Origin of the sequence: Tardiphaga sp. 709 (assembly GCF_032401055.1) — a bacterium.
Taxonomy (GTDB): Bacteria; Pseudomonadota; Alphaproteobacteria; order Rhizobiales; family Xanthobacteraceae; genus Tardiphaga.
Genome location: NZ_CP135529.1, coordinates 3986041 through 4004805, shown reverse-complemented (window position 1 = coordinate 4004805; position 18765 = coordinate 3986041). Strand labels below are relative to the sequence as shown.

Below are 18765 nucleotides of genomic sequence, written 5' to 3'. Positions count from 1 at the left end.
GCGCTGGCATGCGCGGCGAAATGCCCGCACTGTCTCCGGATTGTCGTCATGATTTTGCAATCAAACGGTTCGATGCGCATGTTCCGCACCTTCTCACTTTTTATCGCGATGCTTTGCATTCCCGCACTGGCACAGGCCGCCGACGTGACCGGGGTGCCGAAGATTCGCGATGGCGACCAGATGACCATTGGCGCGACCCGCATCCGGCTCGCCGGCATGGATTCGCCCGGCCTCGATCAGTTGTGCCTGAATGCCGCCGGCGAGCGCTGGACCTGCGGCGTCGCGGCACATGAAGCGCTTGTTGAACATGTCGGCGACAAGAGCTGGACCTGCCACGTGCTAAGGACCGATCGCTTCGGTCGCTCGGTCGCCAGATGCGAGGTGGACGGCGAGGACATCAGCCAATGGATGGTGAAGAGCGGCTGGGCGCTCTCCTATGTGCGCTTCTCGCATGCCTATGACGCCGACGAGAAAGCCGCACGCGAGGCCAAGGCCGGACTTTGGGCCGGCGCGTTCTTCGCGCCCTGGGACTGGCGCGTCCGCAACAAGAAAACCACCATTCTCGGCTCGAGCAAGCCTCCGGAGGATGCCTTGCCGATCCTGCTGGCCTCGGCATCCGGCCACGTGGCGCCGTCGCCTACCTGCCGGATCAAGGGCAACGTCAACCGGGCCGGCGTCTGCATCTACCACACGCCCGAAAGCCGCTGGTATGCCAAGATCAGCATGCGGATCAGCAAGGGAACACGCTGGTTTTGCTCTAAAGAAGAGGCCGAAGCCGCCGGCTGCCGCGAGACCCGACGATGACATCGTGGCGCTGACGTGGCAGGTTCCCCGCTCAGATTCGATCGAGCGGAACCGTGGCTGACCTGCAGACGGATGTCATTGCGCAAAAACAACGCCGCAGCCGGACATTCCGGGCGGCGCGGCTGACGCTGCTCGCTTTGGTCATCTATGGCGGCATCGCCTATCTGTTGCTCCCGGAACTCTGGACCCATTACGAGCACCAGAAGAGCCTTGCCGGATTGCCGATGACGACCATGACCGCGCAGGGCATCCCGGGCGATCCCATCAATGTCGGCCTGATCGGCGACAAGAAGGACGTGCTGTGCGCGATGCACGCTGCCGGCTGGTATCCCGCCGATCCCGTAACCCTGCGCTCGTCCCTCGAGATTGTCGGCAGCGTCCTGCTCGACCGCCCCTATCGCGAAGCACCGGTGAGCCCGCTGGTTTATCTCGGCCGTCGCGAGGATCTCGCTTTCGAGAAGCCGGTCGGCAACAGCGCTGATCATCGCCACCACATCCGGCTCTGGAAGGTCCTCGACAAGGGGCAGGAAGATCGCCCGGTCTGGCTCGGCGATGCGACTTTCGATCGCAGCGTCGGGATCAGCAAATACACCGGCGCGATCACGCATCATATCGCTGCCGATATCGACGCGGAGCGCGCGGTGCTCGCGGGCGACCTCGAAAAGGCCGGCATGGTCGAGGCCAAATATCAGGTCACCGGAATCGGCCCAACCGTCGCCGGCCACAATGGCGGCGGCGACCTGTACTACACCGATGGCGAAGTCTGGATCCTGCGGCTGGTGGTGGCCTGCGCCAAACACGACGGCCCTCCCGAGACAATCCCGAGCCCGGCGGCGACCGAGATCAAGGACCAGATCTTCCAGGCCATCGCGAATGTGATCGGGCGTGATGCGCTGACTCACTAAGCGGTCAAATTCAAAACACCTCACACGCGCTTTGATTTCGCGCTACGCCATGGCACCATGGCCAAAAATACCAACAAGGATTGAAAATGGTCGTTCGTGCAGGTCGTGAATTTCTCGCCATCCCCGGCCCCACCACGATGCCAGACGAAGTATTGCGGGCGATGCATCGTCCGCCGCTGGATATCTACTCCAAGGAAATGGTGCAGCTCACATTCGGACTGCTGCGCGATATCGGCACGTTGTTCGCCACCAAAGGCAACACCTATATGTATATCGCCAACGGCCATGGTGCCTGGGAAGCGACGCTCACCAATGTGCTGTCGCGCGGCGACAAGATCCTGGTGCTGGAAAGCGGACGTTTCGCGGTCGGCTGGGGCCATGCGGCGCGCGCCATGGGCGTCGACGTGCAGAGCCTGAAGGGCGACTGGAATCGCGCCATTCGTCCTGCCGAGGTTGAAGCTACGTTGCGACAAGACGCCAAGCATGAAATCAAGGCTGTGCTTGCAGTGCAGATCGACACGGCGTCAGGCGCGTTCAACGACATTGAAGCCATCGGCAAGGCGATCAAGGCCGTCGGTCATCCCGCATTATTCATGGTCGACACCGTGGCGTCGCTCGGCTGCATGCCATTCGAGATGGATGCATGGGGCATCGATGTCGCCATGTCCGGCTCACAGAAAGGCCTGATGACACCGCCCGGCCTCGGCTATGTCGCCGCGAATAACCGCGCACGCGAGGTGCACAAAACCGCCAATCTGCGCACGCCCTATTGGGACTGGACCGAGCGCGACGGCGACGAGCACTACCGGAAACATTCGGGCACCGCGCCGGTGCACCTGATGTTCGCGCAGCGTCAGGCCATCGACATGCTGTTCGATGAGACGCTCGTCAACGTGTTCCAGCGCCATCGATTGCTGGCGGAAGCCGTCCGCCGCGCCGTTGCCGTATGGGCCGATGGCGGCGTACTCAGCTTCAACATCATCGAGCCGAAAGAACGCGGCAACACGGTCACGACGGTGCGGATGAACAACCCGACGCCGCTGCTCGATTACTGCCGCGATAAATGCGGCGTCATTCTCGGCGTCGGCATCGGTGACCTGCACGGAAAAGCATTCCGCATCGCCCATATGGGCCATGTCAACGCGCCCATGATTCTCGGAACGCTCGGCGTGATCGAGATGGGACTGCAGGCGCTCGGCATTCCGCACGGCAAGGGCGGCGTCACGGCGGCGGTCAACTTCCTCGGCGAAAATGTGAAGCCCTAGCCGCTCTGCGGGCCATCACACCGTCCTCATCCTGAGGAGCGCGCAATTGCGCGCGTCTCGAAGGATGCGCACCACACTCCCCATGGTTCGAGACGGCGCCAAACGGCGCCTCCTCACCATGAGGGCGCCGGCGCTAAGCCTCGCCGTGGTCGCGGCGGGTTTCCGGCATCACCAGCCAGATCAGCAACAAGCCAAGCCCGGCGACGCAGGCCAGGCCGACAAAGGCAACCGGCGCGCCGAGCTTGTCGGCGACGAAGCCGGCGGTCACCGTGCTGAGCGACGCGCCGATGCCGGTGGCGGTGCCGACAATGCCTTGCGCAAGGCTGAAGCGACCGCTGCCAAAGGCGATGTCGGCGACGATCAGCGGGATCATCACGCTGAACACGGCTGCAGTGACGCCGTCGAAGACCTGCACGGCAACCAGTGCAAACGGATCGGTGACCACGGCGAATAGCAATCCGCGGATCGCGAGCGCGGCGAAGGCGATCAGCAGCAGCGGCCGGCGGCCCCATTGCTGCGCCTTTCGGCCGACCGTCGGCGAGGTCGCCGCGACGATGGCCTGCGGTACCACGATGCAGAAAGCGATCAGCGCCGGCGCCCAATCGGCGGAGCGCGTCGTGACGACGCCCGCCATCAAAGGCAGCATCGCGGCATTGGCAAGCTGCAGCAGCAGCACAGCACAGGCGAAAATCAACAATGGTTTCTGGCGCACTAGATCGCGAAAACGGATCGGCTTCTTACTCTCGGCCTCTTTGGTGCTGGCACCATGGGCCTGAGCAGAATTGATCTCCTGGGGCCGAATCCGCGACAGCGCATAAAGCACCGGCAGCGCCAGCAAGAAGGTGACGATGAACACGGACCGGCTGGACAGCAGATAGCCGCAAGTGCCCATGACGGCGGCAGCGACGCCGTTGCCGAGCGAGGCGAAGCGCGCATTGCGCCCCAGCCGTTCGCCGATCCGCAGCGGCCCGACCAGCCCCAGGCTGATAGCGGCAATCGCGGGGCCGAGCACGCAGCTCGCCATCGCATGCAGCGTCGCTGCCGCGACGATGACAGGAAACACCGGCAGCGCGGCATAGGCTAGCGCACAGCCGCCGATCGTCGCGACCGCGGCGCCGGCGACCAGCCGCGTCGAGCGCGCCGCATCGATGATCGCGCCACCCGGAATTTGGCCGAGCAGCGCGACGATGCCCCCGATCGACAGCACGAAGCCGATCTCGACCTGCGTCCATTTTTGCGTGGTGAGATAGACCGCCACGAACGGGCCGAATCCGGTTTGCACGTCGGCGAGAAAGAAGATGAACCAGTCGAGCCCGCGCAGGCTCTGCTTCGACGGCTCCGGACTCCGCTGTGGCTCCTGCGGGCCCGGCTCGGACTCCGGCGCAATCCCCGGCGCGCAGGCAACCTCAGGCACCGCCGCGACATCATCGCCGCGGGAGAGATCAGCTGCACGTGTGGTCGCGTGAACCGCCAATTAGCGCTCCTGCATGGTGAGAGGCGGAAACCTCAGCGGCGTCAGTGTGCCGGACGCACCGAGCACGACGATCGGCTGGTCGTCCTTGTATTCCGGCGCGGCGCGCACCTGCTCGCGTGTGAGATCCAGCGTGATGCTGGCGGTCTTGTCGGCCACGTTCCAGAAATGCAGCGCACCCCAATCGACCACGATCTTGCGCGAGCCGACCCCGAGGAATCCGCCGAAGTCGATGACCGCGCCGCGCACCTGCCCCGCGCGATCGACGATCACATCGGCAATGCGTCCCATATTCTCGCTTGCGGGACTGCGCACGTCGCGGCCGAGAATGCCCTTGGCATCGAAAGCGTCGATCACCGTAACCGATGGCGGCTTGGCGACAGGCGCAGACGCGACCGGGGGTGGCGTTGCCGGCTGCACGGCAGCCGCATCAGGTGCGGGCGACGGCACGGACGGCTGTGCTTCAGGGGTGGATTTCGCTGACGACGCGGGCGGAGGCACAGGCGCATCCGCCGCCTGGCACACGGCCACGGCGTTCAACGCCAACGCGACAGCCAATCCGGCAACGGTGCGAATTGCAGGCATAGAAACTCCCTCACTCACGCGTTTCGCTGATGGGCACGACCCCAGCGCCAGGCGACGCGTCAATGCGTCAATACGATCGATACCTGGATTTGACCGCGGGTTCGCAGCACTTCCAGCGACACATCGTTCTCGTGTTTGCGCAGGCAGAGATCGACGCTCGACTCGCCGAGCCGGAGATCACGCAAAATGACGTATTGCAGGAAAGCGGGCAGCCGCGGATTGCGGAAACGAATCTCGCCGCGCGCGACATCGAATTCGATTCCTAACGCTGCCTCGAGCAGAGTATACGGCGTTGCGCTGGCCCAGGCCTGCGGCGCGCAGGCCACCGGATACAAGGTCGGGCCGCGGCGTTTTTCGCGCTGAAAGCCGCAGAACAATTCCGGCAATCGTCGCAAGTCCATATAGGCCGCGGTGTCGAACAGGCCCTTGAAGACGGCCTCGACCGAATGCTTCAGGCCATAGCGTGCCAGACCGAGTGTAATCAGCGCATTGTCGTGCGGCCAGATCGAGCCGTCATGATAGGACATGGGATTGTAGCGCGCCTCCCCGCGCGCAATGGTGCGAATGCCCCAGCCGGTGAAGAAATGCGGACGCATCAGGTCAGCGGCGACCATGCGCGCACGGTCTTCACGGACGATGCCGGTGAACAGCAACTGGCCCGCATTGGAGGCGCGAACCGCGCAAGGCATCTTCTTGCCGTCGAGCGCAAGCGCATAGGTGCCGAGTTCCTCGCACCAGAAAGCTTCCTCGAACCGCGCAGCAAGTTGCTCCGCTTCGGCCTCGAGCTGCCGGGCCTTGTCGGGCAGGCCTATGCGCAATGCGAGACGCGACGCCAGATGCTTGGCGGCGAAGACATAACCCTGCACTTCCGCCAGCGCGATATTGCCCTCAGCGAGCTTTCCATCGGCATGGAAGATGGCGTCATACGAATCTTTCCAGCCCTGGTTCTGAAGCCCCTGTTCGGTAGCGCGCTGATATTCTACGAAGCCATCCTTGTCGGGATCGCCCGGACCGTCGATCCATGCGAGGGCCGCCTCAACGGCCGGCCACAGCTCGCGCAGGGTTTCATCATCGCCGGTGCGCTCGACATACATCCCTGCGAGCATCACAAAGAGCGGCGTGGAGTCGACGCTGCCGTAATATTGCGCGAACGGAACTTCGCGGAGCGCAGCCATCTCGCCGCCGCGCATTTCGTGCAGGATCTTGCCGGGCTCGGCATCCGCCAGCGGATCGACCGATTTCGCCTGAAATGCCGCAAGCCGTTTGAGCACGCCGCGCGCCACGCGCGGATCGATCCACAACAGTTGCAACGCCGTGATCAGGCCATCGCGGCCGAATGTCGTGGAGTACCAGGGAATACCGGCATAGGGGTATCGCCCCTGCGGCGTATTCGTCATCAGGATGCTGAGATCGGCCATCGCCTGGCAGAGCACCTCGTTGAAAATATCATTCGAGGTCTCGACCGTCGCCGCACCCTTGCTGAAATTGCGCATCTCGCGGCGATGCGCGAGCAACCCACGAAAGAACGGCACAGGCTTGTGGCCGGCCTCGGCGTTGCAACTGGCGGCAACGAACAGCGACGTCGTTTGCTGCGGCTTCAGCTCGAAGTGGTAGGTCGCGGTATTGGCTGCCAGCCGCGTCGGGCGCGGATCGAAATGCACCATCGTGCTAAGCGACCGGCCGTCGAGGCCGGTATATTCCAGCGCAACGTCACTCGGTCCGATCAGGCGACTCGTGGCGATGCCGCGATGCTTGCGTTTTTCGCCGCGCACCTCGAACAGATCGGCAAAGTCATTGTCGAATGTGAGCGTCAGATCGAAACTGGCGCGGTGTTCGCCGTGATTTTGCAGGCCGATCCGCTGATAGGCCGCACCACGCCACAGGAAGAACGTACGCACGATGTGCAGCATATCTTTCTGCAGCACGAGGCGGCCGTTGCGATAGATATCCGGATTGGTCAGATCGACGGTCAGCGACGAGTTGTCATCGCGCAGATTCGAGCCGAGCAACAGCGGCTGAACGTCATTCAGTGCCAGTTCCAGCCGCGCGAGATAACGCGTATCGGCATTGAACAGGCCATCCGGCCCACCCGCGGACGCGCCGATGTCACCATGGCTGTCGAGCACCACGAACGTATCGTCGTGCTTGAGCGCACGCCGCGGACGCGACGCAGGACCCGTCATCGGAATGTAAAACGGCGATTCGACTGCCTTTTGATCGGCGATAGCGTTCAACTTGGTCGCGGCGGCATCGATGGGCATGGACGACCTCGGCCGGTTGTAAGGTGAAGACAGGCACAAAGATAAACGCAGCGCCTGGAGAGGATAACTGAGTCGTCAGGCTGCGTGCTGCGCGAGACGGCTCATTTCCTGTGTGACGAGTTCCCTATACGGCCCCTCGCCCTGCATCAGATGATCAGGTTTACCGTCCTCAATGATCTTGCCGCTCTGCAGCATGACCACGCGATCGAAATTCCGCAGCGTTGCGAGACGATGCGCGATCGCGATCACCGTGCGGCCACGCATCAGACGCGCCAGCGCCTCACGGATCGCCTCCTCCGATTCACTGTCGAGGGCAGCCGTCGCCTCATCCAGCAACAAAATGGGCGCGTCCTTCAGGAAGGCGCGTGCAATGGCGATGCGCTGGCGCTGCCCGCCGGACAGTTTGACGCCGCGGTCCCCGACCATGGTGTGAAGACCTTCCGGCAGCGTCTCGACGAAGTCGCAACGCGCCGAAATGGCTGCACGCAATACCTCATCATCCGTCGCCTCTGGACGTCCGTACCGGATGTTCTCCATGATGGAGCGATGGAACAGTGAGATGTCCTGCGGCACCACGGAGATCGCGTGACGCAGGCTGTGCTGGGTCACGCGCGAAATATCCTGGCCGTCGATGGTGATGCTGCCATCCTGCACGTCGTAGAAGCGCTGCAGCAATACAAACAGGCTCGACTTACCGCCGCCGGACTGGCCGACAAGGCCGACGCGCTGGCCGGCATTGAGCCGCAACGTGAATTTGTCGAACACCTGCAGACCGCCGGGATAGCGGAACGAGATATTGTTGAAGGCGATCGCTGCACCTGACTTGACCAGCGGCTCGGCCTCAGGATGGTCGCTGAGCTCATGTGGCACCAGTAATGTGGACAGCGCCTCGGACAAGCGCGCAACATGTTGCGTGACATCCACGAGCGCCACCGCAAGATCTCGCGTCGCATGCAAGATCGAGAGACCGAGCGTGCAGATCAGAACGACGTCGCCGGTGCTGGCACCGCCGCCTTGCCAGAGCATGATCGCCCAGGCGAGCAGCCCGATCGTCAGCACGACCGTGATGGCCGCATGCGTCAGGCGCAGACGCTCAAGATAGCGCAGGCTGCGACCGCGGGCGTTCAGCTCACGATCGACCGTTTCATCGAAGCGGTCATGCTCGAAGCTCAATCCGCAGAATGCGCGGACCAGCGGCATATTGTTGATGACATCGACCATTTCGCCATCGACGGCGGCCGCCTTACTGGCGAAATCGTCATGCAGTTTCTTGCCGGCCGCGGCCATCTTGAACATCATCACGACCACGGCGCCCGCCACGACTGTCAGTCCCGCCGCCATCGGCGGGCTGACGGTTCCAATCAGCATGATCGCCGCGAATGTCGCGACGCAGGGCGGCAACACGTTCCAGACAAACATGTTTTCGACGGTGAAGACCGCGTTGGATGTTGCCGTGATACGGCTGGTCAGCATGCCGGGCAGCCGATCCGAGAAGTAGCTCGGTGCGTGTCCGGTCAGATGGCGAAAGATGTCGCGCCTGAGATCGCCGGTGACACCAACGAATGTGTAGCTCGCGGTCCAGCTGGCCACGCGCCACAGGAACATGTCTGCCGTGATCAGCGAGATCAGAACGCCAAATGCGATCCAAACGGTATTACCGGCTCCCTGAGGTCCCGATGAGAGGCCATCGACTAAAAATTTAATTCCATATTGCGTGCCCACCGAACAGGCGACGGCAGCAAGCACGGATATCAGGATGATCAGATGCGATGCAGAACGCATCCTGATGTAGCGCATCACGAAAGCGAAAGGGCGATACGCATATCCGGAAAGACTGTCCATGTGATTGTCAAAACCCGTTGAATAAGAACAAGAATCTCGACGGACAGCGTCCCCGCCCGCTGATGGAGATGATGCCATCCCGAATTTCCCACGCTCTCGCCATCTCGGCGCAACATTCGGGCAGCATTAACACTCCGGAAACCGTGGTTGAACGTGATGGCATCAGCAAGACCACAGTGTGGACGAACTACGCAGATCACATAGGAACCTCGCAGATGCGAGAACGTTCCAGCTTCAGGCATACCGGTACCGACACGTCGTCGCTGAAGTTGTTCATCACTTCCAACATGGGAGATATGTAAATGCGCATCGCGCAAGTTGCTCCGCTGACAGAAGCCGTTCCGCCGAAGCTCTATGGAGGCACGGAACGCGTCGTCCACTGGTTGACCGAAGAGCTGGTGGCGCAGGGGCATGATGTTACGCTGTTCGCCAGCGGCGACTCTCAAACGTCAGGCAAGCTCGACGCCGGATGGCCGAAGGCGCTGCGGCTCGATGGCTCTGTCCGCGATCCCAACGCACTGCATATGGAAATGCTCGAGCGCGTAAGGCGGAAATGTGACGACGACGAATTCGACGTTCTGCATTTCCATCTCGACTACTATCCGTTCTCGCTGTTCTCCCGCCAACCCACGCCGTTTCTCACGACGCTGCACGGCCGCCTGGATTTGCCGGAGCATCAGCCGACTTTCACGACCTTCTCCAAGATTCCCGTGATTTCGATTTCGAATGCGCAGCGGCGCCCGGTACCGCAGGCGAATTTCGTGCGCACGATCTACCATGGCCTTCCCGAGAAACTGCTGACGCCGCAACCGATCACGCCGAGTTACCTCGCTGTGCTCGGGCGTATTGCGCCCGAGAAGGGCGTCGACCGCGCGATCAAGGTCGCCATCCGCGCGGGCATCCCGCTGAAGATCGCAGCCAAGATCGACCGCGCGGATGAGGACTATTACGAGCAGGTCGTCCGCCCGCTGATGGATCATCCGCTGGTCGAATATATCGGCGAGATCAGCGACCGCGAGAAGCCGGAATTCCTCAGTGGTGCCTATGGCCTGCTGCTGCCGATCGACTGGCCGGAGCCGTTTGGCCTGGTGATGATCGAATCCATGGCCTGCGGCACACCGGTCATTGCCTATAACCGCGGCTCGGTGCCGGAGATCATCGACGAGGCCCTCACCGGCTTCATCGTCGAGGACGAGACCAGTGCAGTTGCCGCGGTGGGTCGTCTCGCCGGCATGGACCGTACAGCGATCCGCAAGCAGTTCGAAACCCGCTTCACCGCCCGGCGTATGGCTCTCGATTATGTGGCCACCTATCGTAGCATGATGGAGCATAGGGTGTCGCTGCGACTGGTCAGCAGCGCAGAGTAGTCTGAAGCGCATAATTAAGGCATCGAAGGGCGGCCCGTCGGGTCGCCCTTTTTCGTGCTGGCCTGCTGCAAAATCACTGGCCCGCTGTACAGCCCGTGCGACATTTGCAAGATAGATGACAGACATCAGATCACGGCATTGGCCCGAATCGACGTCCGACCGTTTTTCTCGCATTTCGACAGGCCATCATGACCGCCGTTTCCCGCTTCGAAATTATCCTCCTGCTGATGGCTGTCATCGTTTTGCTCGACATGATCGCGCGGCGTTTTCAGCTCCCGCGCGCAGCTGCACTGATCCTCGGCGGCATCGGCTTCGCGTTGATCCCGGGCACCCCGGATGTCGAGATCGACCCCGAGCTGGTGCTCGTGTTGTTTTTGCCTCCGCTGCTGATGTCGAGCGCTTGGTTCACCTCCTGGCGGGATTTCCGCGCCGATCTGCGCATCATATTGCAGCTCGCTGTCGGCGCCGTCTTCTTCACCACCCTCGTGGTCGGCCTCGTTGCGCATCTGGTGATGCCGTCGCTGCCCTGGGCCGCCTGTTTTGCGCTCGGCGCCATCGTCTCGCCGCCGGATTCGGTGGCGGCCAAGGCCGTACTGCAGAGCGTGCCGCTCCCGCCGCGCATCATCGTGCTGCTGGAGGGCGAGAGCCTCGTCAACGACGCATCGGGCCTGGTGCTGCTGCGCTTCGCCATCGCGGCAGCGCTGACCGGCTCGTTCAGCGCCACTGCAGCCACCGTGAGTTTCTTCTCGGTCGCGATCGGCGGCCTGCTTGTTGGCATCGCCTTCGCCTTCGCCGCCATCCTGGTGATCAAGCGCATCAAGGAAATCGACCTCGCCATTGCATGGACCTTCCTGGTCGCCTGGATCTCCTATATCGCCGCGGAAAAGCTGCACGTCTCCGGCGTGCTGTCCACCGTCGCCTGTGGCATGATCCTCGGATGGAAGCAGCACGAGTTCTTCGGTGCTGCGACGCGCACCCGCGCCACCGCAGCGTGGAGCGTCGTCGTGTTCGTGCTGGAATCCCTGGTGTTTATCCTGATTGGCCTGTCGCTGCGCGGCGTGCTGTATCGCCTCGGCGGCTATGACGCGGTGGTGGCGCTGTTGCCGGTGACGGCTGCTGTCATCGCAGCAGTGATCCTCGCGCGCTTCGCCTGGATGTTTCCGGGCACCTATCTGCCGCGCATGCTGATGCCGAAGCTGCGCGCCCGCGACCCCGCTCCGCCATGGACAGTGCCGTTCATCATGAGCTGGGCCGGTTTGCGCGGCGTGGTGAGCCTCGCTGCCGCATTATCATTGCCGGAGGAATTTCCGGGCCGCGACGTCATCCTGGCGATCACCTTCGCAGTCATCCTGGTGACGGTCCTTGTCCAGGGTTCGACCCTGGCACCGATCGTGCGCCGTCTGATCAAAACCGACAATGTCCGCACACCGCATCACTCCAAACTGAGCGAGGCGCAGGCGCGCGCGCGGGTTGCAACCGCGCAATTTTCTGCCGTCGAGAAGGCGTCACGCAATGATGACGGTACACATCGCCATCCGCGCCTGTTCGAGCAATATACCTATCGCAAGGGCGCCGCGGCGCGCTATGCCGAAGAGGCTGAGGCACTATCGCCACACCGCATCGACCATTACACGACGGTGCTAGCCGCCATCGAAGCCGGCCGTGCAGAGCTTCTGAAGATGCACCGTGAGGGCGAAATCCACGACAGTGTGCTGCATGCGATCGAGGAAGGCCTCGATCTCGAAGAAGTCAACGCAAGACGTTTCCTGTAAAGGCCACGCTTCCTCTAGCAGCCATTCGCCGTGGCGCCTTCACAGTCGCCGCCATCGGCTCTAACCTTGATCGTCAAGCGCCAGACAAGGCGCAAAATCCGGGAGAAAACAACATGCGACTTCAAGGCCTATCCACCATCGTCACCGGCGGCGCATCTGGTTTCGGTGCCGAGATCGCGCGATCTTACGCGCGCGAGGGCGCCAAGGTCGTCATCCTCGATCTGAATGCCGATGGCGCGAAGAAGGTTGCGGCCGAAATCGGCGACAGCGCAATCGCCCTTGGCGGCAGCGTCACCAGCAAGGCCGATGTTGATGCCTCGGTGAAGCTCGCGGTCGAAAAATTCGGCAAGCTCGACGTCGTCGTCAACAATGCCGGCTGGACCTTTCGCAACAAGCCCTTGCTCGAAGTGACCGAAGAAGAATTCGACAAGGCATTCGACATCAATGTGAAATCGATCTTTCTGATGACCAATGCCTGCGTGCCCGTGATGAAGAAGCAGAAGAGCGGCCGCATCATCAATATCGGCTCGACAGCCGGCGTCCGGCCGCGTCCGGGCCTGACCTGGTACAACGCCACCAAGGGCGCGGTGAACCTGATGTCGAAGTCGATGGCCGTGGAACTGGCGCCCGATGGCATCCGCGTCAATTGCATCGCGCCGGTGATCGGCGAGACCGCGCTGCTGGAATCCTTCATGGGCGTGCCGGATACGCCGGAGAACCGTGCGAAATTCATCGGCACGATCCCGCTGGGCCGCATGTCGCGCCCCTCGGATATCGCCAATGCCTGCGTTTATCTGGCGGGCGAGGAATCCGAGTTCCTCACCGGCGTGATCCTGCCCGTGGACGGCGGGCGGACGATCTAGAACGAGGAAATTCATAAACCATCGAATCCGGTCAGATTCGATTCACCACTCGCGTTAAGCAGTTCACCGGCCATTCATGCGATGGTCGCGTCATGATCGAGGGACACACCTCGGCAGGGAAGGCGTCAGGGTCAGGCCGGTCAACGGTCTGACCCCTCTCTTTGGGGATCGGCATGGCACAAAAGAAGAAACCGGCTCCGCGCAAGAAGACTGCTGCGCCCGATGCGGCTCACCCCGCTTCTGCGGTCGTGACAATGGCAGCCCGTAATCTGATCAATATGGCGATTGTGTCTGCATCCTGCGCAACCACCTTGTTGACGCTGATGGCCGTACTCAAGTTCCAGACTGCCTGAGCGGCGATCACTTCATCTCGTTGAGCAGCGTCGGGATCAGTTCCGATACCGTCGGATGGATCGGCACCGCCCATTGCAACTGGGTGTAGTCGGCGCCGGCATTCATGATGTCGAGAATCCCATGGATCGCCTCGTCACCCCCGGTGCCGAGGATCGCAGCTCCCAGAATCTTCTTCGTCTCAGCATCGACCACAACCTGCATCATGCCCGCCGTCTCGCCCTTCTCGACGGCGCGGCCCACATGGGTCATCGGCCGGTTGCCGATCAGAAGTTTCTTACCTGTGGCCTTTGCCTGTGTCAGCGTCATGCCGACGCGGCCAAGCGGCGGATCGATGAACAGCGCGTAGCCGGGAAGCCGATCGCTGACGCGGCGGCTTGCGCCATCGAGCAGGTTGGCGGCAATGATCTCGAAGTCGTTGTAAGCCGTATGCGTGAAAGCGCCGCGGCCGTTGCAATCGCCCATCGCGAAAATACCGGGCACATTGGTAGCGAGACCGTCATCGACCTTGATGTAGCCGCGGTCATCCACAGCGACGCCAGCCTTGTCGAGACCGAGATCGTCGGTATTCGGACGGCGTCCCACCGCGAGCAGAACATCACTGCCGATGATCTCCGGCGCACCTTCGGTGCAGTCGACACCGACAGCCACGCCATCGGGATGTGGCTTGAAGGTGATGCATTCGGCATTGGTTCGTATATGGATGCCTTCGGCGAGCAGAATATCGCGGATCGCCTCTGAAATCTCCACATCCTCACGCGAGACCAGAAGCGCGCCCTTCTCAACGACCGTCACTTCGGCGCCGAAGCGGCGATACATCTGTGCAAATTCGAGTCCGATATAGCTGCCGCCGATGACCACCAGATGTTTCGGCACCCGATCGAGCTGCAGGATGCCTGTATTGGTCAGATAGGTGACGTCGTTGATCCCCGGCATATCCGGCACGACGGCGCGACCGCCGACATTCAGGAAGATCTTTGGCGCCGTCAGCGACTCATCGCCAACACGGATCGTATCCGCGGATTCGAAGCGCGCATGGCCGTTGATGACCGTGCATTTGTCCATACCGCGCAACCAGCTTTCGACGCCGTTTCGCGAATCATGGATCACCTTGTCCGCCCGCGCCTTCACGCGGGCCATATCGATCCGCACGGGCGCGTCAATCATCACGCCATAGTCGCTACCGCGGCGCGCGAGATGCGCGGCATAGGCGCTGGCGACCAGCGTCTTGGTCGGTTTGCAGCCGGTATTGACGCAGGTGCCGCCAAACAGATGACGCTCGACGATCGCGACCGACATGCCTGCGGATGTGAGCCGACCGGCGAGCGAAGGTCCAGCCTGCCCGGCCCCGACGACGATGGCGTCGAACGACCGGGTCATTTCAGCGCCAGCACGAGCAGGGCCGCACCGATGATGGCGACGGCATCCTCAATCACGGCAGCCGGCCGATCCTGGCCAAAACTGGCGGCAAGCTTGCCCCGCATGCTCGCGCCGCCGAGCGTGCCGATGACCGCACCGACGATGCCGACCAGCGCACCGAATATCCAGTTGGCTGGACCGGCGATAGCGACGCCCGCGATGGCGCCGATCACGACGCGGGTACTGAACTGCACGGGAATCTTGCGGCTGGGCGTGGTCGGCAACTGATCGGTGATAAGCTCGCCAAGAGCGAGAACCGTGAAAATCGCGACGGCCCAGATCGAACCGAGAAACGACAGCCAAGTGCCGGATACTTTCAAAATGCCGAGATAGGCTGCCCAGCTCAGCGCTGCTGCTGGCGTCATCGCCCGCAAACCGGCCACGACACCCATCAACAATCCCAGTACGAAGATCATCGCGCTCGTCCCCATCAGGCGCGCCCGCGCCTTGCTGGTTCAAAGACTAGCTGCGGGAACCCGATCCGCCAACTGGATGATATCGAAATATCGGGGGCTACGACGGCACCGACCAAATGCGCGCGCAGGCCTATGTGGCGACACGCGCATTTACCTCATTTGCCGGCCACCGCAGGGCCGCGCCAGCGCGCCCAGAGCCGCTCAAACAGCGGCAGCAGCCCACGCGGCGTGACCAGAATGACGGAGATCACGACGATGCCGTAGATGAAATAGTGCAGGCCAGGCAGCGTACTGCCGAGCTTGCCGCGCAGGATCTCGCCAAGCGGCACCAGCAGCAATGCGCCGAGCGCGGGACCATAGGCACGACCGAGCCCGCCGACCGTGGCGAACAGCACGATCTCGATGGTGATCACGGGCGAAATCAGCAGATAGGGATCGGCAAAAGTGAGATAGCGCACATAGGCGGTGCCGACGACGGACGCGAGCATCGCCGAGATCACCATGGCGGTGATCTTGTAGCGCAGGATGTTGACGCCGATCGCCTGCGCCGCCTTCTCGTTGTCGCGGATGGTGCGCAGATAATAGCCGAGCGGTGAGTTGAGGATCGCGACATTGACCAGCACACAGATCGCCGCCAGCCCCAGCATCATCCAGAACGCGCCGTGGCCACCGCCAAACTGGAACGCCAGGAAATTACCCGTGTCCTTCGGCAGCAGCAGCCCGGACGCACCGCCGAGGAAGTCCCAGCCCTCGACCACGATGCTGCCCATTTCCGCGAAAGCCAGCGTGATAAGCACGAAGGAGAGATGGCCGAGCTGAAAGCGGAAGTCGATCCAGGCGATGACGGCGCCCAGGATTCCGGAGATCACCGCCGAGATGACGAGACCCAGCCACATATTGATGCCGAGCTTGAGCAACAGCGCGGCCGAGAACATCGATCCGATGCCGATGAACAGGCTGTGCGCCAGCGAGATCTGCCCGGCCATGCCGCCGACGATGTTCCACGACGAAGCCAGTGCCACATAGACCAGCGCCAGCGTGAGAATGTGGACGTAATAGCTCGACAGCACGAAGGGCATGATGGCGGCGACGGCCAACGCGCCCCACCAGATCGGCGACGACAGCGTCTTGTAGAATTCCTCTCTCATCGTGCCGAGCTCCAGGTCAGGCCCTTCGGGAGAAACAGCATGATCGCCACGAAGATAATGTATGGCAGCAGCAAGCCGATCGGACCGTCGAGATAGATGGTGCCGAAGGCTTCGGCCATGCCGATGATCAGGCCGCCGAGCATGATGCCGACGAAATTGGTCATGCCACCGAGCACCACGACCAGCAGCGTGATCACGGTGTAGCGCAGGCCCTGGGTCGGCTGGATCGGCGTGCCGGGCAGCAGCAGCGCGGCAGCCAGCGCGAGAATGCCGATGCCGAGTGCAAACGTGAGCACCTGGACGCGGCCGACATTGATGCCCATCAGCGCCGCGGCATGGGCATTCTGATGCACGGCGCGGATCGAGCGACCGAAGTCGGTCGAGCGCAGCATGATGTAGAGGCCAATAGCGAGCGCGAAGGAGACGACGAAGGCCACGATATGCGGCACCCGCAGCACCACGTCACCGAGAATGATCAGCTTGGATTCGACGAAAGACGGTGTGCGTGCCGGCTCGCCGCCAAATACCATCAGGATGCCGTTCTGCAGCACCAGGCTGAGACCGAGCGTAAGCTGCACCACCATCAGGAACTGATGCCCGACCATCGGCCGTATCAGGAAGATATAAACCAGCGCACCGATGGCGGTCATCAGTGGCACGGTAATGATGATGGACACATAAGGGTCCATGGCGAAGGCGGAATACAGCGCGAGGCACATGAACATGCCGAGCGAGATGAAATCGCCATGCGAGAAGTTGACGACACCCGAGACGCCGTAGACGAGCCCCATGCCCAGCGCCAGCAAGCCATATGTGGCGCCGATCAGAAGACCTTGGGCGAGAGCCTGATAAAGTTCGGTCACATCACTCTCCGATCACAGACCAAGATAGGCGCTGCGGGTGCGCGGATCGTTCTTCACGGTCTCCGCATCGCCCTCCACCGCCACCTGCCCGCGCTCCAGCACGTAGCAGCGCTTGGCGTGGCGCAACGTCAGATTCAGATTCTGCTCCACTAGCAGGATGGTCAGCCCGTCGGCATGCAGTCTGTCGATGATCTCGAAAATATACTGCACGAACAGCGGCGACAGACCGAGCGAGGGTTCATCGAGCATCAGGAGCTTGGCTTCCGCCATCAGCCCGCGGCCGATGGCCAGCATCTGCTGTTCGCCGCCTGACAGTGAGCCGGCACTTTGGGTCAGCCGCTCGCCGAGCCGCGGAAACAACCCGATGACTTTCTCCATCTGCTGCGGACGATGCTTGCGCGCATGCGCATTGATGCCGCCGAGCAGAAGGTTTTCGCGGATGCTCATTTCCGGAAATACCAGACGTCCTTCCGGCACCTGCACGATGCCGAGCTCGACACGCGCCTGCGGCGTCAATTTGCTGATGTCCTCACCCAGAAACAAGATACGGCCGGATATCGGCTTGACCATACCGGACAGCGCATTTATCAGCGTGGTCTTGCCGGCATTGTTGGCGCCAAGCAGACCGACGATCTCGCCCGCAGCGATCTTGGCGTTGACATCGCGCAGCACCGGCACACCGCCATAGCCTGCGACCAGGTTATCGATCTCAAGCATCGAGATGATCTCCGAAATAAGCATCGACGACGCGTTGATCCTTGAGAATCTCGTCGGGCGTGCCTTGCGCGATCTTCTCGCCGAAATTGATCACCACCATACGCTGCGCCAACCGCATGATGACGGGCATCACATGCTCAACCATCACGACGGTGACGCCCTGCTTGTTGAGCTCCTCGATGATCGCGATCGGCGCGGCGGTCTCGGCCATGGTCAGGCCGGCCATCACTTCGTCGAGCAGAATGCAGCGAGGATCGGTAGCGATGCACTTCGCCAGTTCCAGCAGCTTCTTGTCCTGCAGCGACAGTGTCGCCGGTGTCTTGTGTTCCTTACCGCCAAGGCCGACACGCAGCAGCGCCTGCGCCGCATAGTCGATGGCCTCGCGCATCGGACGGCGCGTCAATGCTGCGGTCGTGACGACGTCGAGCGTGGTCATGTCGGCAAAGGACTGGACGATCTGGAACGAGCGCATCAATCCGCGGCGCACCAGCCGATCCGGCGACACCCCGACGATGCTTTCGCCGTCATAGACGACGTCGCCCGCGCTCGGCGGAATGAAACCGGAGATCACACCAAACAGCGTGGTCTTGCCAGCGCCGTTCGGGCCGATGATACCGAGAATCTCACCCTTCTCGACGTCGAAGCTCACCGCGTTGAGCGCGATCAGCCCACCAAACCGCCTGGTGATGTTGGAGACTTCCAGAAATGCCACTGCC

At 62.1% G+C, this 18765-nt stretch carries 18 protein-coding genes; 8 read left to right on the top strand and 10 right to left on the bottom strand.

Annotated features, from left to right (window positions below):
• The first annotated feature begins 78 nt into the window (after positions 1-78).
• From RSO67_RS19530 to RSO67_RS19520, 3 genes are all read left to right on the top strand, one after another.
• Positions 79-804 carry a thermonuclease family protein gene (locus RSO67_RS19530; RefSeq protein ID WP_315844308.1) on the top strand — a complete coding sequence of 242 codons (726 nt, stop codon included), beginning with the start codon at positions 79-81 and terminating at the stop codon, positions 802-804.
• Positions 805-857: 53 nt separating this feature from the next.
• Complete coding sequence (locus RSO67_RS19525; RefSeq protein ID WP_089266719.1) at positions 858-1709, top strand: LssY C-terminal domain-containing protein; 852 nt, start codon at positions 858-860, stop codon at positions 1707-1709.
• A gap of 86 nt (positions 1710-1795) precedes the next feature.
• Positions 1796-2974 (top strand): pyridoxal-phosphate-dependent aminotransferase family protein, encoded by a 1179-nt coding sequence (locus RSO67_RS19520; protein WP_315840192.1) that lies wholly within the window; start codon positions 1796-1798, stop codon positions 2972-2974.
• Between the two features lie 133 nt (positions 2975-3107).
• On the opposite strand, the gene RSO67_RS19515 is transcribed toward RSO67_RS19520, so the two are convergent.
• The 4 genes from RSO67_RS19515 to RSO67_RS19500 form a co-directional block, all read right to left on the bottom strand.
• On the bottom strand, positions 3108-4361 hold the full coding sequence (locus RSO67_RS19515) for an MFS transporter (protein ID WP_315844307.1): 1254 nt from the start codon (positions 4359-4361) through the stop codon (positions 3108-3110).
• An 87-nt stretch (positions 4362-4448) separates the two neighbouring features.
• Positions 4449-5030 (bottom strand): PRC-barrel domain-containing protein, encoded by a 582-nt coding sequence (locus RSO67_RS19510; RefSeq protein WP_315840191.1) that lies wholly within the window; start codon positions 5028-5030, stop codon positions 4449-4451.
• 59 nt (positions 5031-5089) lie between these two features.
• Positions 5090-7291, bottom strand: a complete 2202-nt coding sequence (locus RSO67_RS19505; protein ID WP_315840190.1) for an amylo-alpha-1,6-glucosidase — start codon at positions 7289-7291, stop codon at positions 5090-5092.
• A 75-nt stretch (positions 7292-7366) separates the two neighbouring features.
• Complete coding sequence (locus tag RSO67_RS19500) at positions 7367-9133, bottom strand: ABC transporter ATP-binding protein (protein ID WP_315840189.1); 1767 nt, start codon at positions 9131-9133, stop codon at positions 7367-7369.
• Positions 9134-9150: 17 nt separating this feature from the next.
• Here RSO67_RS19500 and RSO67_RS19495 point away from each other — a divergent pair, with 17 nt between their 5' ends.
• From RSO67_RS19495 to RSO67_RS19475, 5 genes are all read left to right on the top strand, one after another.
• On the top strand, positions 9151-9435 hold the full coding sequence (locus RSO67_RS19495; RefSeq protein ID WP_139285809.1) for a hypothetical protein: 285 nt from the start codon (positions 9151-9153) through the stop codon (positions 9433-9435).
• Positions 9436-10500, top strand: a complete 1065-nt coding sequence (locus RSO67_RS19490) for a glycosyltransferase family 4 protein (protein WP_315840188.1) — start codon at positions 9436-9438, stop codon at positions 10498-10500. It begins immediately after the preceding gene.
• A gap of 188 nt (positions 10501-10688) precedes the next feature.
• Positions 10689-12272 carry a Na+/H+ antiporter gene (locus RSO67_RS19485; protein ID WP_315840187.1) on the top strand — a complete coding sequence of 528 codons (1584 nt, stop codon included), beginning with the start codon at positions 10689-10691 and terminating at the stop codon, positions 12270-12272.
• 113 nt (positions 12273-12385) lie between these two features.
• Positions 12386-13135, top strand: a complete 750-nt coding sequence (locus tag RSO67_RS19480; RefSeq protein WP_093758024.1) for a glucose 1-dehydrogenase — start codon at positions 12386-12388, stop codon at positions 13133-13135.
• A gap of 173 nt (positions 13136-13308) precedes the next feature.
• Positions 13309-13488: a hypothetical protein gene (locus tag RSO67_RS19475; protein WP_315840186.1), complete on the top strand. Its 180-nt coding sequence runs from the start codon at positions 13309-13311 to the stop codon at positions 13486-13488.
• A gap of 7 nt (positions 13489-13495) precedes the next feature.
• On the opposite strand, the gene RSO67_RS19470 is transcribed toward RSO67_RS19475, so the two are convergent.
• The 6 genes from RSO67_RS19470 to RSO67_RS19445 form a co-directional block, all read right to left on the bottom strand.
• On the bottom strand, positions 13496-14866 hold the full coding sequence (locus tag RSO67_RS19470; RefSeq protein WP_315840185.1) for an FAD-containing oxidoreductase: 1371 nt from the start codon (positions 14864-14866) through the stop codon (positions 13496-13498).
• Entirely contained in the window at positions 14863-15321 is a 459-nt protein-coding gene (locus tag RSO67_RS19465) for a DUF4126 family protein (protein ID WP_315840184.1), read from the bottom strand. The genes RSO67_RS19470 and RSO67_RS19465 overlap by 4 nt, the downstream gene beginning before the upstream one ends.
• Positions 15322-15476: 155 nt before the next feature.
• Complete coding sequence (locus RSO67_RS19460) at positions 15477-16469, bottom strand: branched-chain amino acid ABC transporter permease (RefSeq protein WP_315840183.1); 993 nt, start codon at positions 16467-16469, stop codon at positions 15477-15479.
• A complete protein-coding gene (locus RSO67_RS19455; protein WP_315840182.1) occupies positions 16466-17332 on the bottom strand; it encodes a branched-chain amino acid ABC transporter permease in 867 nt (288 codons plus the stop codon). Before RSO67_RS19455 ends, RSO67_RS19460 begins: the two co-directional genes overlap by 4 nt.
• A 12-nt stretch (positions 17333-17344) precedes the next feature.
• Complete coding sequence (locus RSO67_RS19450; RefSeq protein ID WP_315840181.1) at positions 17345-18049, bottom strand: ABC transporter ATP-binding protein; 705 nt, start codon at positions 18047-18049, stop codon at positions 17345-17347.
• Entirely contained in the window at positions 18042-18761 is a 720-nt protein-coding gene (locus RSO67_RS19445; protein ID WP_315840180.1) for an ABC transporter ATP-binding protein, read from the bottom strand. The genes RSO67_RS19450 and RSO67_RS19445 overlap by 8 nt, the downstream gene beginning before the upstream one ends.
• Between the last annotated feature and the right edge of the window lie 4 nt (positions 18762-18765).